The following is a 24117-nucleotide window of genomic DNA, read 5'->3' as shown; positions in this document are numbered from 1 at the left end:
GTAAGGTGTCCTCTTTGGCGTTCGCTAGTGAAGGGTTTGGTGTCTTGTCGTTGTCGGTGGTGTCTTTGGGGCCGTGATGGTCATGCGCCGCAGGGCAAGGCCGAAATCCTCGGCCAGTCCGGCAAGCACCGTGGCCATGTCCGGGCGCACCAGCGTCATGGCCATTTGCAGCGCGTCCTCGCGCAGGCCCTCGCTGGCGTAGCCGATGAAGGTGGCGAAACAGGATTCGTCCGCGCCAAGGCATTTGCAGGTTACGTGATGGCGCATCAGCGGGCGGCGACCGTGCCGCGCGCAGAGATCGCACAGAGTTTCAAACGACCCAAGCGCGTGACGCCCCTGCGCCGGTCCCAGATGGCGGGCGAAGTCGTTCCAGACCTGACTGCGCGCCTCGGCGCTTTCGCACCACAGCCGCAGGTACAGCACGGCGCCCGCCTCGACCGGGGCCAGTTCGGACAGGTAGCCCACCGGCGCGCCGCCTCTGTTTGCGGTGTCACTCATTTGGTGAGGATCAGCTTGCCCGCGCGGGTGATGCGCAGGGTATACAACTGGTCGGCCAGCCGGATGCGGGCAAGATCGCCGCCTTCGGTCAGATCGCGGGCATCGTAGACCGGCAGGGTCTCGAAGACGGTGCCTTTGGTGGACGGGGTGGACATCAGGCCCATGGCGCGCCCCTCCGGGTGTCCTCGGCCCGGAAAAACAGGCGCAGAGCGGCAAAAAGAGGGGGCAGGCCAAAGTCAAAAAGCGTCAGGTCCACGGGGCCTGTCGCGGGTCCGGGCGTCCGGTGGTGTTCTGCGTGATCGCTGGCAAACAGCATTTTGGGTCTCCGCGTGCCGGATTGCAGGGTTGGCTTGGCCCGGATTCGGGGGGCTGGCTGGTGTGGTGCAAAGCTGACTATTTTGGTATGCTTTGTCAATCCGACAAATTTAGTCGGTTAACGCGACGTTCTGTAACACCCCAAGAGCGTTGGAAAAATTCCGGTTTTTAGGACGGGGAGGGGCAGGGCCCGAAGGGGCAGGACGGCGCAGGGCGAGGGGGTGTCAGGCGGCGGGCAGCCAGACCCGGAACAGCGCACCGCCTTCGGGGCCATTGGCGGCGGTGATCAGCCCGCCGGCGCGCTGCACAAGGGTCTGCGAGATCGACAGGCCCAGCCCGGTGCCCTCGCCGTGTTTGGTGGTAAAGAACGGGTCAAAGACCGCCTCCGCCATGTCGTCGGGCAGGCCCGGACCGCTGTCCTGCACGCTCAGACAGGCCCCGTCCTGTCCGTTTCGCGCCTCTGTCGACAGGCTCAGGGTCAGCCGTCCGTTTGTGCCCATCGCCTGCAAGGCGTTCATGATCAGGTTGATGATCACCTGCTGCATCTCGCCCGGATCGGCCCGCACGTCCGGCGCCGCCTGCATCGCGGTTTCCACCGTGATCGCGCTTTTGGACAGGACGTGTTCGACCAGCAGCAGGCAATCCTCGACCAGCGGTGTCAGCGAGACGGCGTCGTCATAAGCGTGAAATTCGCCCGGTCGGGCGAATTGCAGCAGCTTGCCCACCATCGCGTCGATCCGCGCCACCTGCCGGTCGACCAGATCCAGTTCGGTTTTCACCGGCAGCGCCTTGTCGCCCAATGTCTCGCGGATCACGTCGACATTGCCCTGAATCACCGCGACGGGGTTGTTGATCTCATGTGCGACCCCGGCGGTGATTTCGCCGATCGAGGCCAGCTTTTCGTTCATCACAAGCTGGCGATAGGTTTCCTCCAGCTTGGCGTTGGCCTCGCGCAGTTCGGCGGTGCGCTCCTCGACCCGCTGGTTCAGCTCATTGCCCCAGGCGCGCAGGCGGGCGTCGCGGTCCTGCACCTGTCCCAACAGGTCATCCAGATGCGCCGCCACCTGTCCGATCTCATCGCGCGCGCCGACATCGCCGTAGCGCGCCGACAGATCGCCCGCGCCGACCCGCTGCATGGTCCGTGTCATCCGCTCCAGCGGCGCAAAGATCCCCCGCGCCAGCGTCAGGAACAGCGGCACCGACAGGACAAGAACCCCGACAAAGGCCGCCAGCATCCACAGCACCGCACGCCGCTTGGCCGCCGTAAAGGGCGCTTCGAGAAAGCCGACATACAGCATCCCCACACGGTCGCCAAAGCTGTCGGTTACTGGCAGATAGGCCGAAATATACCAGTCGTTGACCACAAAGGCGCGGTCGAGCCATGTCTGCCCGTCGCCCAGAACCCCTTGCCGCACGACCGCAGAGACGCGGGTGCCAAGGGCACGCACATCCTCGAACAGGCGCACATTTGTCGAGATGCGCACATCCTCAAGAAACAGCGTCGCGGTGCCCTGCCGTTCGCCGCCGGTCACGGCGTTGAGGTAGACCAGCGCGTTGATTGTGTCGATGAATTGCAGGTTGCGGTTCAACAGGATGCCGCCGACCAGCACGCCGGTATGGCCGTCCAGCGCCACCGGGGCGGCGGAATGCACCACCATGCCACGATCCTCGACGGTTCGGTCGGTGGGCACGGCGGCCTCTGTCTCGATCAGCGGGATACGGGCGCGGACGTCCAGTTGACCGGGAAAGGCGGCAAGGTCCGCGCCGGTGAAAATGTCGATTTCCGTGGCGGGCCGACCATTCAACCCGGAGACGATCACCGGCCAGCGAGGCGGCGCGCCAAGGGTGTCCGCCTCTGGCAGGTAATACAGGAAATCCAGCGCCAGCGCCGCGCGCTTTTCGGCAAGGTAGCTGTCAAAGGCCAGCCCGTTGTCCGCCAGCACGCGGGCAAATTCGGCGCTTTCGGCGACGCCGGTCAGCTCGTCCCCCGTCGTCGTCATGATCCGGGCAAGATACTGTTCCGCGATGCGCAGGTCTGAATCGACATTGGCGATCAGCAGCGCGTCATAGTCGCTGGTCCAGCGCGTCATGCCGAGGATCAGCAACAGCGGCATCAGCACGGTCAGCGGCGCCAGCGCCAGCACCAACAGGCGCAGGCGGACCGAGGACGCGCGCCCCAGCGCGCGCCGGGGGCGGTCAGTCGTCGAGCGATCCATGGATGGCAAACTGGTCCAGCCCGGCGGCCTGCGCCTCGATCATGCGGAACGCCTCACGTACGCCCGACGGGGTCAGTTCCCGCGCCACCGTCAGCAGGGTGTTGGCGTCGTGATCCTCACACAGGTCTGCCATGTGGGCGATTTCATCGGCCGCCACGGGGCGCGCCGCCGCGACCGAGGGCGCGCCGTAGTAGGTCACGAAATGCTGCGCCAGCAGGGTTGTCAGGGTCTCGACCTCTGCCGGTTCCACCGCCGTCACCGCGACAAAGGTCACGCGCCCGCCGGTTTCCAGCCCGAACCAGCCGTTGGCAAAGGCCTGCCGGGCCTTGCCGCTCAGGTCGCCCTCTGTCCAGTTGGAAAACTCGAACCCGCCAGAGACGCACCATTCGCCGGTGCGCGCCGGGCTGGCGAAGACGTTCATGTCGCTTTCATCGAAATGGATGGCACGGGCGAGTTTCATGGGGCGTCCTCCAGCAGGCTGGTCAAGGGGATCAGATGCGTGGTCTCTGCATCGCGGAGCAGCATCCCGAAATGTTCATCGACGCCAAGGAAGGTGCCGGGACGGCCATCCTGTACAACCGTCTCTCCCATGCCATGCGCCAGCCCGCGCCATTCCGCGTGCAGCGGCTTGGTGCCCATGTCCTCCCAGCGGGCGATCCAGTTCAGCGCGTGCCGCGCCCAGGATTCCACCAGCGCACCGGGGGCCACATCGGCGCAGCCTTCTTCATACAGGGCCGTCTGGTCGGGGACGTCGCCGGGAATGGCCGACAGGATCAGCGGCAGGTCGAACCCCACCACCAGCCAGTCGGGCACGGCGTCGGGGTCCTGAGTCGCGGCGCAGACCCGGAACGCCCCGCAGGAGGCCCCGTTGATCAGGATGCCCCCCGCCCATGCCAGATGCACCGCCACCTCTGGCGGGGCCAGCGCACCCAGCGCGTTCTGCAACCCGACCCCGCAGAGCGGCAGCATGGCCATCGCCTCTGACAGGGGCACCTCGGGGGCAAAGACCAGCGCCGCGCCCATACGGTCCGCGGCCGTGCGGTAGCACACCAGCCCTGCGTCGCAGCCCCGGACGGCGCGCATCACCGCGCCATCAAAGGGATCGCCGCCGACCTCCTCGCCGCTCATGGCGGGGGGAAAGGTCAACGGCTCTGCCGGGGCGCTCATGCCACGCCCTTGGCGACCAGCGCCTTGGCGATGGCGTGGAAGGCTTGCGCCTGCGGGCTGTCGGGCTGGCTGACCACGATGGGCGCGCCGCCGTCCGACGCCAGCCGGATTTGCAGGTCCAAAGGCACCTCGGCCAGCAGCGGCACGCCCAGCTTGGCCGCCTCGGCGGCGACACCGCCATGGCCAAAGACATGCTCCTCATGGCCGCAGTTGGAACAGATATGCGTGCTCATGTTTTCCACCATACCAAGGATCGGCACCTTGAGCTGGTTAAACATGTCGATCCCCTTGCGGGCATCCAGCAGCGCCACGTCCTGCGGCGTGCTGACAATCACCGCCCCGTCCACCTGCGCCTTTTGGCTGAGGGTCATCTGCACGTCGCCAGTGCCGGGCGGCAGATCGACCAGCAGAACGTCCAAAGCGCCCCACTGCACCTGCATCAGCATCTGTTGCAGCGCGCCCATCAGCATCGGCCCACGCCAGACCACGGCCTGATCCTCATTGGTCATCAGGCCAATCGACATCATGGTGACGCCGTGGTTGCGCAGCGGCAGGATGGTCTTGCCATCGGGCGAGGCGGGGCGACCGGAGACGCCCAGCATCCGGGGTTGCGACGGGCCGTAGACATCCGCGTCCAGCAGGCCCACGCGCCGCCCCTGTGCGGCCAGCGCACAGGCAAGGTTCGACGACACCGTCGATTTGCCCACGCCGCCCTTGCCAGAGGCAATGGCGATGATGTGGTCGACGCCGGGGATCTTCTGCGGGCCGGTGGGATCGGCCTTTTTCTTCAGGCCCAGATCGGGCGGCGGGGCCTTTTCCGAATGGCCGGTCAGCACGATGGCGACCTTGTCCACGCCGTCCAGCGCGCCCAGTTTGGCCTCTGCTTCGGCCTTGACCGCCTCATAGGCCTTGGCGTGCTGCGGCGCGATCTCCATCACAAAGCGCACGGTGCCGTCCTCGACGTTCAGCGCGCGCATCACCCCGCTGGCGACGATATCGCTGCCCGCAACCGGGTCTGTGATGCCTTTGAGTACCTCAAGGACGGCGTCGCGCCCCAATGCCACGTCGGTCATTCCTGCCCCTTGATCTCGCCCGTGACCTCATGGGTCAGGCCCAGTTCGGGGATGGTGATGACCGCCTTGACCGGGAACGTCTTGCCGCCGGTGTCGGCGTCGCGCATCGCCTCTTCGATGGCCTGCTGCGAGGTCACGCCGACCTGCTTGAGGAATTTGCGCATCGACATGTTGAAATCTTCGCTCATCTTTTCATCTCTCCTGTTTCATTTGACGCAACAAGGGGCAGGGGCCTAGCATATCCCCATGAGCTCCGGTGTTGCCTATTCCCTTCGCGGACTGGTCCTTTGCCTGTCCATCGTTCCAATGCCGCTCGCCGCGCAGGAAAACCGCCCCGTGCGGCTGCACGCGCCGCCCGCGCTGGTCGAGAGTGGTCTGATCCAACATATCCTGCCACGCTTCACGCTCAAGACGCGGGTGCGTGTCGAATTGGTCGATGACCCGGCGGCGGCGGATATTGCGCTGGGCGACAGCGGCGCACCGCTGTTTGCCGGGCTGGATGCGGTCTGGCACCTGCGGGTGACCGGGGGCGATCACGACGGGACCGCGCGGTTTGCCGAATGGCTGGCGTCCGAGGTTGGCGCAAACACCGTGGCCAGCTTTGCCCCCGGTGGCACGGCGCTGTTCGGCCCGCCCCCCGACGCCGCCGACATCGACGTGGTCGTGACCTATGACGGCGACGCCAAGCTGGGCCATCAGGTCAGCCGCGCCAAATGCACCCGTTGCCATGTGATCGACGAGGCGACGCGGGGCTTTGGCATCGGGTCGACGCCCAGTTTCATGGTGCTGCGCACGCTGCGTGACTGGGACGAACGGTTCTACGCCTTTTACACGCTGAACCCGCACCCGGCCTTTACCGTGGTCGAGGGGCTGACCCTGCCGTTTCCCAAGAACCGGCCATCGCCCATCGCCCCGGTCACGCTGACGGTCGAAGAGGTCGACGCGATTGTCGCCTATGTCGCCGCCTTGCAGGCCGCCGATCTGGGGGCACCGCTGATCCATCAGTGATCCCGGCGTTTTGACAGGTAGTCGTCAGTTGTGCGGGGGCGGGGCCGTTCGGCCCCGGCCAAAGGGTTGTCCTGCGCGTTCATCTGCGACTTGACCCGGCAATCGTCACACATCTGGATCATCCGCAGCTTTTCCGGGCTTTGGAACATCGCGTGACCGGACAGCTTTTCGGTGATCCGGTCGATGGCGGATTTCGATCCGAACAGCGATCCGCATTCGACGCAGGCAAAGGGTTCTTCCTCGTTCAGTACCTCTTGGCGCAGCGCCGCCTCACTCAGGTCAAGGCGCGGCTCCAGCGTGATGGCCTTTTCCGGGCAGATCGTCGCGCATATACCGCATTGCAGGCAGGCGTCCTCCTGAAAGCGCAACTGCGGCTTGTCGGGGTTGTCGCCCAGTGCGCCAGAGGGGCACAGCGACACGCAGGACAGGCAGAGCGTGCAGGCATCGGTGTCCACCAGCACCGCCCCATAGGGCGCACCCTCTGGCAGCGGCAGGGCGATGGTGGTGTCGGCATGCAGCGCCCGCGCCGCCTGCCGGGTGATCTGCCGCCGGGTGCCCATGGGGCGCACCGGATCGGTGACGGGGGCAGGGGTCACGGCCTCATACAGAGCATCGCTCATCATGTCGGGGTCGGGCGTGTCCAGAATGCCAATGCGCGCCTCTCCGGCGATGGCGGTGGCCAGCGCGATCTGAGGGGCCAGCGCGGCGCGGTCGGTGCCCGGTCCCGGCAGCAACGTGACAGAGGCAAACCCGGCGGCCAAGGCGGCCAGTGCCTCGGCATGGCCAAAGGCCCCCAGCGCGGGCAGTTCCAGCGGCACCACGTCGGCAGGCAACCCGCGTCCATGGCGCGCGGACAGGCGGATCATCTCGGCCCCGTGGGTGTCATGCACCAGCAGGCGCGGGGCGGTGCCGCCCGCGTCCAGATAGGCCTTGGCCGAGGTTTGCACCCGACGCATGGTCAGGTCCACCGGCGGGGCCTCATAGCTGATCGCGCCAGAGGGGCAGACCGCCGAACAGGCGCCACAGCCCGCGCAGATCATCGGATCGACGGTCACATGGTCGCCATCCGGGGTGATCGCCCCCGTCGGGCACAGGTCCAGACAGCGGGTACAGCCGGTCTGACCGGCCCGCGCATGGGCGCAGAGCAGCGCCTCAGTGCGGACGTAAAGCGGCTTTTCAAAGGTGCCGACCAGATGCGAGGCGGCCAGAACAGCAGCCGCCACGGCGGGCGCATGACCGGGATCGGCCCGCAGATAGCCCTCACGTTTTTCATGCGCCGGAAACAGAGGTGTCTCACCGCGCAGGTCCAGCAGGATGTCGCAGTCAGATCCGCCGCCGTCGCGCGGCTCTGACAGTGAAAACCCACCGCGCCCGCCCGGTTCGATCTGGCGCAGTGCGTCGATCACCACCTCGAACTGTCCAAGCGCGCCTTTGGCCTGCCGCAGACGTCCGGTGATCACGTCGAAGGCGCGGCTGTCCGGCACCTCTGCGCCCTCCGGCAACAGCACTGTGACGCCCAGATGCGGGGCCAGTTGTTCGGCGGCGGACAGCGCCACCTCGGGTGCGCCGATGATCAGGCACAGCCCCTCGGAGATCACGTCCAATGTCCGGTCCGGGGCGGCGGGCAGCAGCGCCTCGGCGATCAGCGCGGACATTTTGGGTAGTGTCGGCCCGGTATCGGCGGTCCAACCGGCCCGGTCGCGCAGGTCCAGCACCGGGGGGGCAGGCACACCCATCTCTTCCGCGAGACCCTCAAAAACCCGTGCTTCCTGCGTACAGCAAAAAATTGTGTCGCCCCCCTCCAGCGCCGCTGCCGCGCGGTCGATCTGGGTGGTGCAGAGGGCGGAACAGGGGCGGCGGACCTCAAGGCCGGTGCTGCGCGCCAGCGCCTCGGCGTCCAACGCCATGGTGCCTTGGCAGTCGCATGTTATCAATGACTTGACCATTGTTTTCCCCTTCGTTCAGAGCCCGCTTGACGGGTCCGAATTTACCTCGCCCGGCCAGAGCCTAGCCATGATTCGATCCCCGCCACAACCGTTTATCCGGCGCGCGCGGGGGGCCGCGCCGCCCGATCCGGCGATGCTGCGGCGCGGCTGATTCGTGCTGTCTCGCAGCACCGATTTCCCGAGAGAAAACGTCGGGTTGGACAATTCGTCCAGAGTCGCGCGGTGGCCATGTCAAGGCTGCCCAAAATGACCGGAAGCAGGTCGGAATACCGGGGTGCGCAGGATTTCGCTTTCACAGGGGGCGCTTGGTGGCGCTTACTCTGAGCGGGGAGGACAAACGTGATCCACAATCCGAATGCTTATCGGACCATTCCGCTTGGGATCGTGCTGCGGCGCGCGCCCGGCGTGACACGTTGGGCAAAATGGGTCTGGACCGCCGTTGCGGTGCTGCCGGGTGCCGGGGCCGCCGATTGGCGTGAACTGCGGCGCGAGGGCGACACGGTGGAATACCACGCCGCGACCCTGACGCTGGAGCTGCACGGGGCCGACACCGACGCCTATCTGCATGAGCTCGGCGCCCAGACGCCCAGCGTGTATGTCATCCTGCGCGAAGAAGGCGAAGGCGATTGCCCGCTGAATGCGCTGCTGGTCACCGCCTCGCCGTTCGAGGCGCAGGACTATGCCGACAGCGGTGAGGAAATCATCGAAAAGGTGCCGATGCCGCCCGCGTTCTTTGCCTGGGTGGCCGAGTTCGTCGAGGAATTCCACGAGGAAGAGGTCTTTATCAAACGCAAGCGCGACAAGCAGCGGATCGACCTGAATCAGGACGGTGTCGGCGATCCGCGTATCGGGTCGCTTGAGGATGTCTATGCCTCGCCCGCGCTGCAACGGAGACGGATGCAATGAGCGCCGCGCCGGGAGATTTCTGGTCGCGCCGCCGGGCGCAGGTCGCCGCCGAAGAGGTGGCAGAGGCCCGCGCGCAGGAGGCAGAGGCGCGCGCCGTTCAGGAGGCGCGGCTTGAAGAGCGCCCCGACGCCGACATCCTTGCCGAACTGGACCTGCCCGCGCCCGAAGAGATGCAGAGCACGGAACAGGTGCAGGACTTGCTGAGGGCCGCCGTGCCGCAGCGGCTCAAGACCCGCGCGCTGCGGCGGTTGTGGCGGTTGAACCCGGTTCTGGCCAATGTCGATGGCTTGGTGGATTACGGCGGTGATTTCACCGACGCCGCCACGGTGATCGAGAACATGCAGACGGTCTATCAGGTCGGCAAAGGCATGTTCGACAAGGCGGTCGAGGCTGCCGAGGCAGAGGCGCGGGCAGAAGCAAAGGCTGAAGCCAAGCAAGCAGAGATTGACGAGGCCCCGGATCAGGTCCGGGGCGATGACGCGCCCGAGGCGGCGTTGACCGCAGAGATCGATAGCGACCTCGTCCCGGCCCCCGAACCGGAACTGCAACAGATGACTGATAACGAAGACGCCCCCGCCGCGCAGACCCCGCGCCGGATGCGCTTTCGTTTCGAGACCGCCACATGACGGACAAGGACCAGATGACCCAAACCGCCGAAACCGCCCAGGCCCCCCGGATCGCCGATGAGGACCGCCTGCGTGCCGATCTGTATAACTACCTTGGCCTGATGCTGGCCGGACCGCCGGACGAGATGCTGCTGGCGCAGACGGCGGGTCTTAGCGGCGACGACACTGAAATGGGGCAGGCCATCGGCACACTGGCCAAGCTGGCGAAAGTGTCCAAGCCCAAGGCCGTCACGTCCGAATACAACAAGCTGTTCATCGGGCTGGGGCGCGGCGAATTGCTGCCCTATGCCTCGTACTATCTGACCGGCTTTCTGAACGAAAAGCCGCTGGCGCTGCTGCGGCAGGACATGACGCGGCTGGGCCTTGAGCGGGCCGACAGCGTGTTCGAGCCTGAGGACAATATCGCCAGCCTGATGGAAATGATGGGCGCGATGATTGTCGGTCGCTTTGGTCCGCCGTCCGCGATCGAGGCGCAGCGCGCCTTTTTCAACAAGCACATCGGCCCTTGGGCCGCGCATTTCTTCGGCGATCTCGAAACCGCCAAGAACTCGGTGTTTTACACGCCCGTCGGCACTGTCGGGCGGCTGTTCATGCTGATCGAGGCCGAGGCCTTTCGGATGAGCGGCACATGAGCCTTTGAACCGGGGCACAGGCCCTTATCGAGCGGCAGACACCTGCCGGAACCCATGAGAGACCACCAAAAAGGAGACCCTTTCATGACCCAGGAGACCACGGCCTCGCGCCGGAATTTCCTCAAGCTGGCAAGCGTTTCGGCCCCTGCGGCCGCTGTCGCCCTCGCCAGTGGCACCGTGGCCGAGGCCGGACCGGCAGAGCCGGATCTGACATCGGACAAGATGCAGGACACCGCGCACACCCGCGCCTACTACGAATCCGCGCGCTTCTGATCAGCGCGTCCCGCATCGCCCGGCATCCGCCCGGACGACGCTCAACGGCCAAAGGCGACTGGTTGCGTGACGCCCGACTGCCAAAGGCCACTGTCGTAGCCAAGCAAGCTGCGCCTCGGGCAATGACCCGCATGGGCAACGCGAGTTAGGGAGAGAGAAACATGCTTAGGAAAAAGACCAACGGGGTTGCGCGACGCCCCCAGCGGACTTCGATCCTGTCCGAGGCCGCCAACGCCTCGGTTGACCGCCGCGCCTTTTTGCGCGGCTCGGGTCTGGCCATCGGCGGGATTGCCGCCATCGCCGCGACCGGCGGCACCGTCCAGCAGGCCAGCGCCGCAAGCGCCGCCGCCCTTGGCGCGGTGGAACTGAAGAAATCCGTCTGCACGCACTGTTCTGTCGGCTGTACCGTTGTGGCCGAGGTCAGCGACGGCGTCTGGGTCGGGCAGGAACCCGGCTGGGACAGCCCCTTCAACCTCGGCGCGCATTGCGCCAAGGGGGCCGCGGTCCGCGAACACGCCCACGGCGAGCGCCGCCTGAAGTACCCGATGAAGAAAGAGAACGGCGAATGGGTCCGGATCTCTTGGGAGCAGGCGATCGAAGAGATCGGCGACGGCATGATGAAGATCCGCGAAGAAAGCGGACCTGACAGCGTCTATTGGCTGGGCTCTGCCAAACACAACAACGAACAGTCCTACCTGTTCCAGAAATTCGCCCGCTACTGGGGCACCAACAACGTCGACCATCAGGCGCGGATCTGCCATTCGACCACCGTTGCGGGTGTTGCGAACACATGGGGCTACGGCGCCATGACCAACAGCTACAACGACATCCACAACTCCAAGGCCATCTTCATCATCGGCGGCAACCCGGCAGAGGCGCACCCCGTGTCGCTGCTGCACGTCCTGCGCGCCAAGGAGATGAACAACGCCCCGCTGATCGTCTGCGATCCGCGCTTTACCCGCACCGCGGCCCATGCGGATGAATATGTCCGCTTCCGTCCGGGCACCGACGTGGCGCTGATCTGGGGTCTTCTCTGGCACATCTTCGAGAACGGCTGGGAGGACAAGGAGTTCATCCGCACCCGCGTCTGGGGCATGGACCAGATCAAGGAAGAAGTCGCCAAGTGGACGCCCGAAGAGGTCGAGCGTGTCACCGGTACCCCCGGCAGCCAGTTGCGCCGCGTGGCGCTGACGCTGGCCAACAACCGTCCCGGCACCGTGATCTGGTGCATGGGCGGCACCCAGCACACCAACGGCAACAACAACACCCGCGCCTATTGCATCCTGCAACTTGCGCTGGGCAACATGGGCACCTCTGGCGGCGGCACCAACATCTTCCGCGGCCACGACAACGTGCAGGGCGCCACGGACCTTGGGGTTCTGTCGCACACGCTGGCGGGGTACTACGGTCTTGCCAAAGGCTCTTGGCAGCACTGGGCCCGCGTCTGGGGCGAAGACTTTGACTGGCTCAATGGCCAGTTTGCCAAGGTCAAAGGCGCCGACGGCAAGGACAAGGATCTGATGTACGAGACCGGGATTCCGGTGTCGCGCTGGATCGACGGCGTCCTTGAAGACCCCGAGAACATGGACAACCCGGACAAGGTCCGCGCCATGGTGCTCTGGGGACATGCGCCCAACTCTCAGACCCGCATGGTCGAGATGAAAAAGGCGATGGAGCTGCTGGACATGCTGGTCGTCGTCGACCCGTTCCCCACCGTCTCTGCCGTGCTGCATGACCGCACCGATGGCGTCTATCTGCTGCCGGCGACCACGCAGTTCGAAACCTACGGCTCTGTCACCGCGTCCAACCGGTCGCTCCAGTGGCGGGACAAGGTCATCGACCCGCTCTTTGAGTCGAAGCCCGACCATGAAATCATGGGGCTTTTCGCCAAGAAGTTCGGCTTTCATGACCGGCTGTTCCGCAATATCGGCCTCGAAGAGGACGGCATCACGCCGAACATCGAGGACACGCTGCGCGAGATCAACGCTGGCATGTGGACGGTGGGCTATACCGGCCAGTCGCCGGAGCGGATCAAGCTGCACATGGCAAACCAGCACACGTTCGACCGGACAACGCTGCAAGCCATCGGTGGCCCCGCTGACGGGGATTACTACGGGATGCCGTGGCCCTGCTGGGGCACAGCCGACATGAAGCATCCGGGCACGCCCAACCTCTACGACATGTCCAAACCCGTCGCCGAGGGTGGCCTGACCTTCCGCGCCCGTTTCGGCGTGGAGCGCAATGGCGACAACCTGCTGGCGGACGGCGTCTACAGCGTCGGGTCGGAAATTCAGGATGGCTATCCTGAGTTTACCATGCAGATGCTCATGGACCTTGGGTGGGACAGCGACCTGACCGAGGACGAGCGTGCCGCAATCGACGCGGTGGCGGGCCCCAAGACCAACTGGAAAACCGACCTGTCGGGCGGGATCCAGCGGGTGGCCATCAAGCATGGTTGCGCGCCCTTCGGCAACGCCAAGGCGCGGGCGGTGGTCTGGACCTTCCCGGACCCGGTGCCGCTGCACCGCGAACCGCTGTACACCAACCGTCGCGATCTGGTCGCCGACTATCCGACCTACGAAGACCGCAAGTTCTATCGTCTGCCGACCATGTATGCGTCGATCCAGAAGCAGGACTTCAGTCAGGACTATCCGATGATCCTCACCTCCGGCCGTCTGGTCGAATATGAGGGCGGCGGCGATGAAACCCGGTCCAACCCATGGCTGGCCGAGCTTCAGCAGAACATGTTCGTCGAGATCAATCCGCGTGACGCCAACAATATCGGCATTCGCGACGGGGCGGACGTCTGGGTCGAAGGTCCCGAAGGCGGCAAGGTCAAGGTCATGGCCATGGTCACGCAGCGGGTGGGTGAAGGCGTTGCCTTTATGCCCTTCCACTTTGGCGGCCATTTCCAGGGCGAGGACCAGCGGTCGAAATACCCCGACGGGGCGGACCCCTATGTTCTGGGGGAATCCACAAACGTGGCCCAGACCTATGGCTATGACAGCGTGACCCAGATGCAAGAGACCAAGTGTACTCTGTGCAAGATCACCGTGGCATAAGGAGAGAACAGTATGGCACGATCCAAATTCCTCTGTGACGCGGAACGTTGCATCGAATGCAACGCCTGCGTCACCGCCTGCAAGAACGAGCACGAGGTGCCTTGGGGGATCAACCGCCGTCGCGTGGTGACGATCCAGGACGGCAGCCCCGGCGAGCGCTCGATCTCGGTGGCCTGCATGCACTGTTCCGACGCGCCCTGCATGGCCGTCTGTCCGGTGGATTGCTTCTACCAGTCCGAAGAGGGCGTGGTCCTGCACTCCAAGGACCTCTGCATCGGCTGCGGCTACTGCTTCTACGCGTGTCCCTTTGGCGCGCCGCAGTTCCCGCAGGCGGGCAACTTCGGCTCTCGCGGCAAGATGGACAAATGCACCTTCTGCGCCGGTGGTCCCGAAGAGACGCACTCGACAGCCGAGTTCGCCAAATACGGACGCAACCGGATCGCAGAGGGCAAGCTGCCCATCTGCGCCGAGATGTGTTCGACCAAGGCGCTGCTGGCCGGTGACGGCGACGTTGTCTCGGCCATCTACCGCGAACGTGTGGTGGCGCGTGGCTTTGGCTCTGGCGCTTGGGGCTGGGGCACCGCCTACGATCAGAAAGGCGGCTAAGCCTGCCGCCGGGCGGGGCCATGGCTCCGCCTGTTCTGCGCATCCTTCAGAGAGGCCCGTTTCAACGGGCCTCTCGTCACGGTTTTTCTTGACGCCTCGGGCCCCCGGCGCCGCCGTTCCGGCCGCCGTGCCCCCGGCGTGACTCTTCTACGGGGACAGTCATGTCAAAACGCTCCAGCGGTTTCGGATGGTTCATGCTTCTGGCGCTTGGCCTTGCCGCGCTTGCCTTTTTCCTCCAGCCGCCCGCGGCGCCGGGCACCGATCCGGCGGTTCTGGCCGAGGCGCGCAAGGCGACCGGCGGCGCGCAGACGCTGGAGGATATCCTTGCCCGCCAGCGTGGCGAAAAGATCGACGACAGTTTCCGACAGACCTTTGGCCAGCCCGGCGCGGCCCCCGACCTGCCCGGACAGCTTGGCACGCGCGGCGGGGCGTCGGACCCGGATTTCTGGCGCGCGCTGCGCTACGATGCCGCCGACCTGAATGTCTCTGCCGGTGGCGATGTGGCCAAGGTGCTGGTGCAGGATGGCGGCATGGCGTGGTATCAATTCCGCAAGAACACGCTGGCGCCCTACGGCGGCTGGCTGCTTTTGGGCACCATCGGCGCGCTGGCGCTGTTTTACCTGCTGCGTGGCCGTGTCAGGGTGGATGAACCGATGACAGGCCGCACTGTCACCCGCTTTCAGTCGTATGAGCGGTTTTCGCACTGGTTGCTGGCCGGGTCCTTTGTGCTGCTGGGTCTGTCGGGCCTGCTGACGCTGTTCGGGCGCTGGGCGATCCTGCCGCTGTTTGGACCAGAGGTGAATTCGACCCTGCTGATCGCGTCCAAATTCATCCACAACAATCTGGCCTGGCCGTTCATGCTGGGGCTTGTGCTCGTTTTCTTCCTTTGGGTCTGGCACAATATCCCCAACCGCACCGACATCACATGGTTCAGGATGGCGGGCGGCATCATCGGCAAAGAGCATCCGCCCGCGAAAAAGTTCAACGCCGGGCAAAAGATCATCTTCTGGTCGGTGATCCTGCTGGGCGGCTCGATCTCGTTGTCCGGCCTGTCGCTGCTGTTCCCGTTCGAACTGCCGCTGTTCGCCAAAAGCTTTGCCATCCTCAACGACACCGGCCTGCCGCAATGGATCGGTTACGGCGCATTGCCAGTGGACCTGACCCCGCAGGAAGAAATGCAGCTTGCGCAGCTCTGGCACGCCATCGTGGCCTTTGTGCTGATGGCGATCATCATTGCGCATATCTACATCGGCTCGATCGGGATGGAGGGCGCGTTTGACGCCATGGGCACCGGCGAGGTCGACGAGGCCTGGGCGCATCAGCACCATTCCATCTGGCTGGATGAGGTCAAATCCCACGAAACCCCCGCGCCCAAGGACGGGGGCGCGTCAACCCCGGCGGAATGATGCGGGCGGTCGCGGTCCTTTGCCTTGCGCTGTCGGCGCTGCCCGTCGCCGCGCAAGAGTTCACCACCTTGAAGGGCCACGGCGGCCCGGTCATGGCGTTGGCCGTCTCACCCACGGGGCAGGTCACCAGTGCCAGTTTCGACAATTCGCTGGGGCTGTGGACCGGGCAGGACCCGCAATGGCTGGACGGGCACGCGGCGGCGGTGACCGCGCTTACGTGGGGATCGGGCGGAGTGTTGCTGTCGGGCGGCGATGATTTCGCCGTGCGCCAGTGGCAGCCTGAGCAGCGGGTTCTGGGGCGGCATCGGGGCAAGGTCACCTCGATTGCGGTGTCTCCCGACGGATCGACCGCCGCGAGCGGCAGTTGGGATGGCAGTATCCGCCTTTGGCCGCTGACAGAGGCAGGCCGCGCAGGGGAATTGCCCTATCCCGGTGCCGGGGTGAATGCGGTGGCGTATTCCGCCGATGGCCAGCACCTCTACGCGGCGACCTCCAAGGGGGTGCTGCTGCATTACGACCTGACCATGGGCGGCGCGCCGCTGCCGCTGGTCGAGCACGGCTTTGGCATCAACCGGATCGAACTGGGTTCGGGCTGGATCGCCTATGGCGCGGTCGATGGCGGAACGCGGGTGATCGACGCCATGACCGGCGCGCAGATCGCGGATTTCACGCTGGACCGGCGCCCCATACTGGCGCTGGACTGGCATGCCCAGACCGCGCAACTGGCTGTTGGGGACGGGCATGGCTACATCATGATGGTCGACACCGACGACTGGAAAATCACCCGCGATTTCCGCGCTATGCGGCACGGCCCGGTCTGGGCGCTGGCGTTTTCGCCCGATGGGCAGACCATTCATGCGGGCGGGCTGGATGATGTGGTCTACGCTTGGCCGGTGTCACTGTTGGACGAACTGGACGCGCCCGAAGGCTCCGGCCAGCGCAGCTTTCTGCGGGACCCTGAAACCATGTCCAACGGCGAGCGCCAGTTCATGCGCAAATGTTCGATCTGTCACGCGCTGGACGCCGGGCCCTCGCGTAAGGCGGGGCCGTCGCTGCACGGTGTCTTTGGACGGTCCGCCGGAACCGTGCCCGGCTACAGCTATTCCGACACGCTGGACGGGGCTGACATCATCTGGTCAGAGACGACCATTGACGCGCTGTTCGACGAAGGCCCCGACCACTATATTCCGGGCTCGAAGATGCCCATGCAGGTGATCGCACGCCCCGAAGACCGGGCCGACCTGATCGCCTTTCTCAAAACCGCAACCACAGGAGACGCCAAATGAAGGCCATGTTCACCGGCTTTGTCGCCATGATCCTGCTCGGCGTGGGGGCCTGGTATGGCCTCAACGAACTGGGCTTTTCCTCGGCTGATGTCTATTCCGGCGCAAACGTCCGGCTCGACTAGGGCCTTCAGCGCGGTAAATAGCCCTCATGACACCCCCCGACGACTACGGTCACAGCCTTGTCGATGCCTCGGTTCTAGTCGTCGATGACGAGCCGGGGATGCGCAATTTTCTGGCCAAGACGCTGGGTCCGCGCGTCAAACATGTGGCCGAGGCGGCCTCGGCCCGCGAGGCGACGCAGCGTCTGGACGAGGCGCAGTTTGACGTGATCGTGGTCGACAACAAGATGCCCGGCGGGTCGGGCATCGACTGGGTGCGTGACCAGCGGCGCAAGGGGCTATACGCCGAAACCGTGCTGATCACCGCCTATGCGGATCTGGAAACCGCCATTGCCGCGCTGCGCGCCGGGGTCAGCGATTTTGTCCTGAAACCGTTTCGCGCCAACCAGTTGGTGGGGGCCGTGGCGCGCACGCTGGACCGTGGCGCGCTGCGCCGGGACAACCGCCTGCTGCGCCATGCGCTGGGGACCGACGGGGACACCCAACTGCTGGGCCGCTCCGCGCCGATGCAGGCGGTGCGGGCGATGCTGGGCAAGCTGGCGCCGCTGCCGACGCCGGTGCTGTTCACCGGCGCGACCGGCACCGGCAAGGAACTGGCCGCGCGCACCCTGCACCGGATGGGCGGGCGGTCCGAGCGGCCCTTCGTGGCTGTGAACTGCGCGGCCATCGCCCCGGACCGCATCGCCGCCGAACTGTTTGGCGCGGTCGAGGGCGACCGCCTGCGCCCCGGTCTGTTCCTGCTGGCGGATGGCGGCACGCTGTTTCTGGACGAGGTGGCGCAGATGTCCGACACCTTGCAGGCGGCACTCTTGCGCGTGCTGGAGGATCAGCGCGTGCGCCCGATTGGTGCCGAACGTGAGATCCCGTTGAACCTGCGGCTGACCTTTGCCACCAACACCGATCTGGACAAGGCGGTGGACGCGGGGCGGTTCCGCGCCGACCTCTATCACCGCATCAACGTGCTGCGGATCGAAATGCCGCCGCTGCGCGACCGATCAGAGGATATCGTCGAACTGGCCGCGCTGTTCATGCAGCATTTTTCCAAGGCGCTGGGGATGCCCGCGCTGCGGCTGGACGACCAGACATTGATGAAGCTCAGCCGCTACGCCTGGCCCGGCAACGTCCGGGAATTGCGCAACCTTGTCGAACGGTCGGTGATCCTTGGCGGGTTCCCGGATGAGTTTGCCGGCAGCGGGTTGCTGACCGGAATCGAGGCGATCGAAAACCTTGATCTGGTCATGCAGCGGCACATCCACCACGTGCTGGAACTGTCCGGCGGCAACCGGGCAGAGGCGGCGCGCCGCCTTGGCGTCTCGCGCAAGACGGTGGATCGCAAGGTGGCCAGCTGGGGCGAAGACGGCTGATCCGCCGTGCGCGTAGGGCGTGGCATAGCCCGCCGCCCGTCGTACTGCATAGTTTTGCATAATTTACGAAACGACATGGACAGATTGACCAGCCTGACGCCCAAGTTTCTCACTGAGCGGTCAGTTTGACCCACAGTTTTACTTGAAACTATACCGCTGCATTTCCTACCCTGTCCGCAGGGGAAGAGCGCGTGCTCCGGAAATTTTGCAGGAGAAAACATGGAGGGGATGGGAGAGGCATTAGGCGTCGCCGTGACTCTCGTCCTCTCGGGCGACGGCGATCTGCTAGAGATCGTCGGCCTGTCCTTGCGTGTCAGCCTGACCGCCACCGTCGCCGCCTGCATCATTGGTCTGCCGGTGGGCGCGCTGGTCGCCACCAGCCGCTTTCCGGGGCGCGGCGCCGTTCTTGTGCTGATGAACGCGCTCATGGGGCTGCCACCGGTTGTCGTGGGGCTGATTGTCTACCTGCACCTGTCGCGCGCCGGGCCGCTGGGCTTTCTGGGGCTGCTGTATACGCCCGCCGCGATGATCATTGCCCAGACGATCCTGATTGCCCCGATCACCGCCGCCCTGTCGCGGCAGGTGATCGAGGATATGCATGCCGAATACGCCGACCATTTCCGATCTCTCTGCCTCAGCACGTGGCAGACCGTGCAGGCGCTGCTCTGGGACGCGCGCTATGCCTTGCTGACCGTGGCGCTGGCGGGCTTTGGCCGTGCGGTGGCAGAGGTCGGCGCGGTGATGATCGTTGGCGGTAATATCGACCACCTGACCCGCGTCATGACCACCGCCATCGCGCTGGAAACCTCCAAGGGCGACCTGCCGCTGGCGCTGGGTCTTGGCATCGTGCTGATGATCCTCGCGCTTGGCGTCAACGCCCTCGTGCACAGCCTGCGCCTGACCGCCGTGAGACAAGCCTATGCGTGAAGCCATCATCCACGGGGCCGACGCCCTGACCGAAGGCGCGGTTCCCGCCTCGACCCTGATGCCGCTCAGGGTGCGCAACCTGTCGCTGGATCTGGGCGGGCGGCAGGTGTTGAACGGGCTGGACATGGAATTGGGCCTGACCGGCTGCACCGTGATCCTTGGCCCGAACGGAGCCGGAAAAAGCCAGCTTCTCAGGATCTTGCACGGCCTTCTTCAGCCTGACACCGGCACGATCGACTGGAACGGCTCATCCCCGGCGCAAGTCACTTCGCGGCAGGCGCTGGTGTTTCAAAAGCCGGTGCTGTTGCGCCGCTCCGTTGCCGCGAATGTCGATTTTGTCCTGCGCAGCCGGGGCCTGCCGCGCACGCGGCGCGATGATCTGCTGGAACACGTCGGGCTGGCCCACAAGGCGCGCCAACCAGCCCGCCTGCTGTCGGGCGGAGAGGCGCAGCGTCTGGCGCTGGCGCGCGCATTGGCCACCGACCCGGATGTGCTGTTTCTGGATGAACCCACCGCCAGTCTTGACCCCGCGTCGGTCAACCGGATCGAAGAGATCATCCGCAAGGCGACCCTGCGCGGCACGCGGGTGATCCTTGTCACCCATGATATCGGTCAGGCCCGCCGGATGGCTGATGACGTTGTATTCATTCACGGCGGCCGTGTCCTTGAACACGCTCCCGCCACACGCTTTTTCCCTCGTCCCGAAACCCTTGCCGCCCGCGCCCATGTGTCGGGTGGCCTTGTCGTCTGACCTCTGAATTGAACTGAAAGGACCACCGCGATGACCCGTCTTCGCCTTGCCGCGCTGCTTTGCGCGACCGCATTTCCTATGGCCGCAAGCGCCGACAGCATCCTTGTGCAGTCGACCACCTCGACCGCCAATTCCGGCCTCTACGACTACCTGCTGCCGCTTTTCACGGAGGCGACGGGGATCGAGGTCAATGTGGTGGCCGTCGGCACCGGGCAGGCGATCCGCAACGCGCGCAACTGTGACGGTGACGTGCTGCTGGTTCACGCCAAACCGGCGGAAGAACAATTTGTCGCCGATGGCCGGGGCACATCGCGCACAGACCTGATGTACAACGATTTCATCATCGTCGGCCCCGCCGGTGATCCGGCCGGTGTGGCGGGCATGGATGATGTGCAGCCTGCTCTGGAAAAGATTGCCGCTGCGGGGGCGCTGTTTGCCTCGCGCGGGGACGATTCCGGCACCCACAAGAAAGAGGTGTCGCTCTGGGCCGCGACCTCGGTCGATCCGGCTGAGGCCTCGGGCGGCTGGTACCGCGAAACCGGCTCGGGCATGGGCGCGACCCTGAATGCCGGGATTGGCATGGGGGCTTATGTCATGACCGACCGCGCCACATGGATCAGCTTTGCCAACAAGCAGGACTACCGGATCGTGGTCGAAGGCGACGCGGATCTGTTCAATCAATACGGCGTGATCCCGGTCAACCCGGAGGTCTGTCCATCCGTCAATATCGACGCGGCGCAGGGATTTGCCGACTGGCTGACCTCTGCCGCCGGGCAGGAGGCGATCGCCGCCTACATGGTCGACGGGCAGCAGCTGTTCTTTCCCAACGCGCCGGAATGAGCTAGGGCAGGGGTCCTAAAGGAGGCCCCTTGCCATGCGCATCGACGCGCCTGAATTTTTGACCGTCGCCGAACTGGCCGAGTTGCTGCGCCTGAAGGAACGCAAGATCTATGATCTTGCGGCCTCTGGCGCGGTGCCCTGTTCGCGCGCCACCGGCAAGCTGCTGTTCCCCGCGCGCGAAATCCGCGAATGGATCGCCGAGCACAGCACCGGCTCGGCCACCCCTGCGGCGCGGCCCGCGATCCTGCTGGGCAGCCACGATCCGCTGCTGGACTGGGCGGTCCGTGAAAGCCGCTGTGGCCTTGCCACCTATTTTGACGGCTCGCTGGACGGGCTTGGGCGGTTTCTGGCGGGGGAGGGTGTGGCCTGCGGCCTGCACGTCTACGATCCGGCCAGCGACGACTGGAATATTGCCGCCGTGGCGCAGGCGCGGGACGCGGTCCTGATCGGTTTTGCCCGCCGCCGCCGGGGTCTGGTGCTGCGTCCGGACGGGCCGCGGGTCGAAAATCTGCCGGATCTGGCGGGGCTGCGGTTTGCGCCACGCCAACCCCTGTCGGGGACGGCAACGCTGTTTGATCACCTTGCCGGTGAGGCGGGGCTGCCGGTGGGCCACCTGACCCTGACGGCGATGGCCCGTACCGAAACCGAGGCGGTGCAGGCTGTCGCGCGCGGCGAGGCGGATGCCACATTCGGGCTTGAGACCGTCGCCCGCGATTTCGGCCTGCGTTTTGTGCCGTTGATGGATGAACGTTTTGACCTGCTCATTGACCGGCGCGCCTTTTTTGAGCCGCCAATGCAGGGGCTGATGCAGTTTTGCCAAACCGGTGATCTGCGCATTCAGGCCGCCCGCCTTGGCGGGTACGGTCTGGATGCGGTTGGTACGGTGCGCTGGAACGCCTGACATCAAATTCGCGACGCCTCTGTGCAGCCCCACAACCTGAGAATGTTGCGTTTTTCTGGGAATCCCTATCTAATTCGAGATACGGGATAGATTCCCGGGGGGATAACGATGAAAAGCGATCTGACGGTCCGCCTTGCCGGGCGCCTGTCGGCGCTGCGGGCTGCCCGCGGCTGGACGCTGGATCAACTCGCCGCTGCAAGCGGCGTCAGCCGCGCGGCCCTGTCGCGGCTTGAGAACGCCGAGGTCAGCCCTTCGGCGGATGTGCTGTCACGTCTCGCGGTGGCGCATGAGATGTCGCTGTCGCGACTGTTTGCCATGATCGAAGACGGGTTTTCCGCCCATGTCACGCGCGATGAACAGGCGGTCTGGCGCGATGGCGATACCGGTCTGGCCAAGCGTTTCGTGTCACCCGCCGCCGCCGCCCTCGCGGGCGAGGTGATGGAATGCAAGATGACGCCGAATTCCGAGATGGTGCAGGATTCGCCCGATGTGGTTGGCCAGGAACACCATCTGATCCTGTTGACCGGCTATTTGCACGTCGATCTGGACGGGTCTGGCTACAACCTTGGTCCGGGGGACGCGCTGCGCTACCGCGAACACGGCGAGGTGCGGCTGATCACTGATCGCGGTCAGGGCGCAAAGTTTGTGCTGGTGAGCGTCACAAACTAAGGCAATCGCGGCCTTCTTGCAGGTTGCGGGGGCAGGACCCCCTCAACAGTTCGGCACGTTCACCGCCAGCCCGCCCAGCGAGGTTTCCTTGTATTTCTCGCTCATGTCGTGGCCGGTCTGGCGCATGGTCTCGATGCAGGCGTCCAGCGGCACCAGATGGGTGCCATCACCCCGCAATGACAGTGACGCGGCGGACACCGCCTTGATCGCGCCCAGCCCGTTGCGTTCGATGCAGGGCACCTGCACCAGCCCCTTGACCGGGTCGCAGGTCATGCCGAGGTGGTGCTCCAGCGCAATCTCGGCGGCGTTTTCCACCTGTTCCGGGGTGCCGCCCATAACGGCGCAGAGCCCCGCCGCCGCCATCGCTGAGGCGCTGCCGACCTCTGCCTGACAGCCTGCCTCGGCTCCGGAAATGGAGGCGTTGTATTTCACCAGCCCGCCAATCGCGGCGGCGGTCAGCAGGAACTCGGGGATGCGGGACCGGGCCGCGCCGGGCACGTGATCCAGCCAATAGCGGATCACGGCGGGTACGACGCCCGCCGCGCCGTTGGTGGGGGCCGTCACAACCTGACCGCCGGCGGCGTTTTCCTCGTTTACCGCCATGGCGTAAACGCTCATCCAGTCGTTGATCGTGTGCGGCGGGACAAGGTTCATACCGCGCTCTGCCATCAGCTGATCATGGATGTTGCGGGCGCGACGCTTGACGCCAAGGCCGCCGGGCAGCACGCCGTCAAAGGTCAGGCCCCGGTCGATGCAGTCGTCCATCACCTGCCAGATCCGCGCCACCCCCTTGTCCAAATTGTCGACACCGCCGCGCGACACCTCATTGGCGCGCTTCATCGCGGCGATGCTGTGACCGGACGCCTTGGCCATTTCCAGCATTTCGGCGGCGGTCTTGAACGGGTAGGGGACCGGCGCGCCCTGATCGGTGTCCTTGCCAGCGGCCAGTTCGGCCTCTGTCAGCACAAAGCCGCCGCCAACGGAATAATAGGTCTCTTGCAGGATCACGTCGCCCTGTGCGTCGGTGGCCCTGAGGATCATGCCATTGGCATGGCCCGGCAGCGCTGGACCGAACTCAAAGACAAGATCCGACTTGGGATCGAACACCAGTTCCGGCAGGCCCGGCGGCGCCACGCGGCAGGTGTCGCGGATCACGGCCAGTGCGGCCTCTGCCTTGGCGTGGTCATAGGTGTCGGGCACAAAGCCCGCCAACCCCAGCACCGTCGCCCGGTCCGTTGCGTGGCCCACGCCGGTAAACGCCAAAGAGCCATGCAGCGACGCCTTGACCCCGTGGACCGCAAAGGGGGCCGCGCGCAGCCGGTCGAGAAAGCGCGCTGCCGCCACCATCGGCCCCATGGTGTGCGAGGACGAAGGACCGATGCCCACCTTGAACATCTCGAAGACCGATAAAAACATGGCGTAGCTCCTGAAGTTCTCGTTCGACGTTTAGCGCAGACTGTCGCGCCTGCCGATGCGAAAGCGACATCGCGGGTATCAAAGACGCGCTCAGGTGCCCATCTGCGCAG

General features: G+C 65.4%; 25 protein-coding genes. 16 read left to right on the top strand and 9 right to left on the bottom strand.

Going from position 1 to position 24117, the window contains the following annotated elements:
* Window positions 1-24: 24 nt before the first annotated feature.
* The 7 genes from ACN0S5_RS09735 to ACN0S5_RS09705 form a co-directional block, all read right to left on the bottom strand.
* A complete protein-coding gene (locus ACN0S5_RS09735) occupies window positions 25-498 on the bottom strand; it encodes a hypothetical protein (RefSeq protein WP_417207988.1) in 474 nt (157 codons plus the stop codon).
* Complete coding sequence (hemP, locus tag ACN0S5_RS09730) at window positions 495-653, bottom strand: hemin uptake protein HemP (protein WP_417208133.1); 159 nt, start codon at window positions 651-653, stop codon at window positions 495-497. Before hemP ends, ACN0S5_RS09735 begins: the two co-directional genes overlap by 4 nt.
* Before the next feature lie 384 nt (window positions 654-1037).
* The gene (locus ACN0S5_RS09725) at window positions 1038-3029 is read right to left on the bottom strand and encodes a cache domain-containing protein (RefSeq protein WP_417207987.1); all 1992 of its coding nucleotides are present in this window, start codon (window positions 3027-3029) and stop codon (window positions 1038-1040) included.
* Window positions 3010-3489 (bottom strand): DUF6505 family protein, encoded by a 480-nt coding sequence (locus ACN0S5_RS09720; protein WP_417207986.1) that lies wholly within the window; start codon window positions 3487-3489, stop codon window positions 3010-3012. The genes ACN0S5_RS09725 and ACN0S5_RS09720 overlap by 20 nt, the downstream gene beginning before the upstream one ends.
* Window positions 3486-4196, bottom strand: a complete 711-nt coding sequence (locus tag ACN0S5_RS09715) for a DUF4444 domain-containing protein (RefSeq protein ID WP_417207985.1) — start codon at window positions 4194-4196, stop codon at window positions 3486-3488. The genes ACN0S5_RS09720 and ACN0S5_RS09715 overlap by 4 nt, the downstream gene beginning before the upstream one ends.
* On the bottom strand, window positions 4193-5269 hold the full coding sequence (apbC, locus tag ACN0S5_RS09710) for an iron-sulfur cluster carrier protein ApbC (protein WP_417207984.1): 1077 nt from the start codon (window positions 5267-5269) through the stop codon (window positions 4193-4195). The genes ACN0S5_RS09715 and apbC overlap by 4 nt, the downstream gene beginning before the upstream one ends.
* Window positions 5266-5457 carry a DUF6494 family protein gene (locus tag ACN0S5_RS09705; RefSeq protein WP_094036160.1) on the bottom strand — a complete coding sequence of 64 codons (192 nt, stop codon included), beginning with the start codon at window positions 5455-5457 and terminating at the stop codon, window positions 5266-5268. The genes apbC and ACN0S5_RS09705 overlap by 4 nt, the downstream gene beginning before the upstream one ends.
* A gap of 58 nt (window positions 5458-5515) precedes the next feature.
* On the opposite strand from ACN0S5_RS09705, the gene ACN0S5_RS09700 reads away from it, so the two are divergent.
* Window positions 5516-6277 carry a hypothetical protein gene (locus ACN0S5_RS09700; protein WP_417207983.1) on the top strand — a complete coding sequence of 254 codons (762 nt, stop codon included), beginning with the start codon at window positions 5516-5518 and terminating at the stop codon, window positions 6275-6277.
* On the opposite strand, the gene ACN0S5_RS09695 is transcribed toward ACN0S5_RS09700, so the two are convergent.
* Complete coding sequence (locus ACN0S5_RS09695) at window positions 6271-8223, bottom strand: 4Fe-4S binding protein (protein ID WP_417207982.1); 1953 nt, start codon at window positions 8221-8223, stop codon at window positions 6271-6273. The two genes, ACN0S5_RS09700 and ACN0S5_RS09695, sit on opposite strands and share 7 nt — an antisense overlap.
* A gap of 369 nt (window positions 8224-8592) precedes the next feature.
* Here ACN0S5_RS09695 and ACN0S5_RS09690 point away from each other — a divergent pair, with 369 nt between their 5' ends.
* The 15 genes from ACN0S5_RS09690 (at window position 8593) to ACN0S5_RS09620 (ending at window position 22591) form a co-directional block, all read left to right on the top strand.
* Complete coding sequence (locus tag ACN0S5_RS09690) at window positions 8593-9129, top strand: DUF3305 domain-containing protein (RefSeq protein WP_417208132.1); 537 nt, start codon at window positions 8593-8595, stop codon at window positions 9127-9129.
* On the top strand, window positions 9126-9755 hold the full coding sequence (locus tag ACN0S5_RS09685) for a DUF3306 domain-containing protein (protein ID WP_417207981.1): 630 nt from the start codon (window positions 9126-9128) through the stop codon (window positions 9753-9755). Before ACN0S5_RS09690 ends, ACN0S5_RS09685 begins: the two co-directional genes overlap by 4 nt.
* Window positions 9752-10387, top strand: coding sequence for a TorD/DmsD family molecular chaperone (locus ACN0S5_RS09680; protein ID WP_417207980.1), 636 nt, complete (start codon window positions 9752-9754; stop codon window positions 10385-10387). Before ACN0S5_RS09685 ends, ACN0S5_RS09680 begins: the two co-directional genes overlap by 4 nt.
* Window positions 10388-10471: 84 nt before the next feature.
* Entirely contained in the window at window positions 10472-10660 is a 189-nt protein-coding gene (locus ACN0S5_RS09675; protein WP_417207979.1) for a twin-arginine translocation pathway signal protein, read from the top strand.
* A gap of 161 nt (window positions 10661-10821) precedes the next feature.
* Complete coding sequence (locus ACN0S5_RS09670) at window positions 10822-13722, top strand: formate dehydrogenase subunit alpha (protein WP_417207978.1); 2901 nt, start codon at window positions 10822-10824, stop codon at window positions 13720-13722.
* 12 nt (window positions 13723-13734) lie between these two features.
* Window positions 13735-14328 carry a formate dehydrogenase FDH3 subunit beta gene (gene fdh3B / locus ACN0S5_RS09665; protein WP_323769856.1) on the top strand — a complete coding sequence of 198 codons (594 nt, stop codon included), beginning with the start codon at window positions 13735-13737 and terminating at the stop codon, window positions 14326-14328.
* A 161-nt stretch (window positions 14329-14489) separates the two neighbouring features.
* Window positions 14490-15734, top strand: a complete 1245-nt coding sequence (locus ACN0S5_RS09660; RefSeq protein ID WP_417207977.1) for a formate dehydrogenase subunit gamma — start codon at window positions 14490-14492, stop codon at window positions 15732-15734.
* The gene (locus ACN0S5_RS09655) at window positions 15734-17020 is read left to right on the top strand and encodes a c-type cytochrome (RefSeq protein ID WP_417208131.1); all 1287 of its coding nucleotides are present in this window, start codon (window positions 15734-15736) and stop codon (window positions 17018-17020) included. Before ACN0S5_RS09660 ends, ACN0S5_RS09655 begins: the two co-directional genes overlap by 1 nt.
* On the top strand, window positions 17017-17142 hold the full coding sequence (locus tag ACN0S5_RS09650) for a hypothetical protein (protein ID WP_417207976.1): 126 nt from the start codon (window positions 17017-17019) through the stop codon (window positions 17140-17142). The genes ACN0S5_RS09655 and ACN0S5_RS09650 overlap by 4 nt, the downstream gene beginning before the upstream one ends.
* Before the next feature lie 26 nt (window positions 17143-17168).
* A complete protein-coding gene (locus ACN0S5_RS09645; RefSeq protein ID WP_417207975.1) occupies window positions 17169-18503 on the top strand; it encodes a sigma-54-dependent transcriptional regulator in 1335 nt (444 codons plus the stop codon).
* Between the two features lie 219 nt (window positions 18504-18722).
* The gene (locus ACN0S5_RS09640) at window positions 18723-19430 is read left to right on the top strand and encodes an ABC transporter permease (RefSeq protein WP_417207974.1); all 708 of its coding nucleotides are present in this window, start codon (window positions 18723-18725) and stop codon (window positions 19428-19430) included.
* A gap of 58 nt (window positions 19431-19488) precedes the next feature.
* Window positions 19489-20181, top strand: coding sequence for an ATP-binding cassette domain-containing protein (locus ACN0S5_RS09635; RefSeq protein ID WP_417208130.1), 693 nt, complete (start codon window positions 19489-19491; stop codon window positions 20179-20181).
* 30 nt (window positions 20182-20211) lie between these two features.
* Complete coding sequence (locus ACN0S5_RS09630) at window positions 20212-21021, top strand: substrate-binding domain-containing protein (protein WP_417207973.1); 810 nt, start codon at window positions 20212-20214, stop codon at window positions 21019-21021.
* A 34-nt stretch (window positions 21022-21055) separates the two neighbouring features.
* A complete protein-coding gene (locus ACN0S5_RS09625) occupies window positions 21056-21922 on the top strand; it encodes a substrate-binding domain-containing protein (RefSeq protein ID WP_417207972.1) in 867 nt (288 codons plus the stop codon).
* Window positions 21923-22030: 108 nt separating this feature from the next.
* Window positions 22031-22591: a helix-turn-helix domain-containing protein gene (locus ACN0S5_RS09620; protein WP_417207971.1), complete on the top strand. Its 561-nt coding sequence runs from the start codon at window positions 22031-22033 to the stop codon at window positions 22589-22591.
* Window positions 22592-22633: 42 nt separating this feature from the next.
* Here the strand turns inward: ACN0S5_RS09620 and ACN0S5_RS09615 are convergent, their stop codons facing one another.
* Window positions 22634-24007 (bottom strand): L-serine ammonia-lyase, encoded by a 1374-nt coding sequence (locus tag ACN0S5_RS09615; RefSeq protein ID WP_417207970.1) that lies wholly within the window; start codon window positions 24005-24007, stop codon window positions 22634-22636.
* Window positions 24008-24117 lie beyond the last annotated feature (110 nt).

This window comes from Antarctobacter sp. (assembly GCF_048262615.1).
GTDB lineage: Bacteria > Pseudomonadota > Alphaproteobacteria > Rhodobacterales > Rhodobacteraceae > Antarctobacter.
Note: the sequence above shows the minus strand (reverse complement) of the source record. Positions and strands in the feature narration are given on the sequence as shown.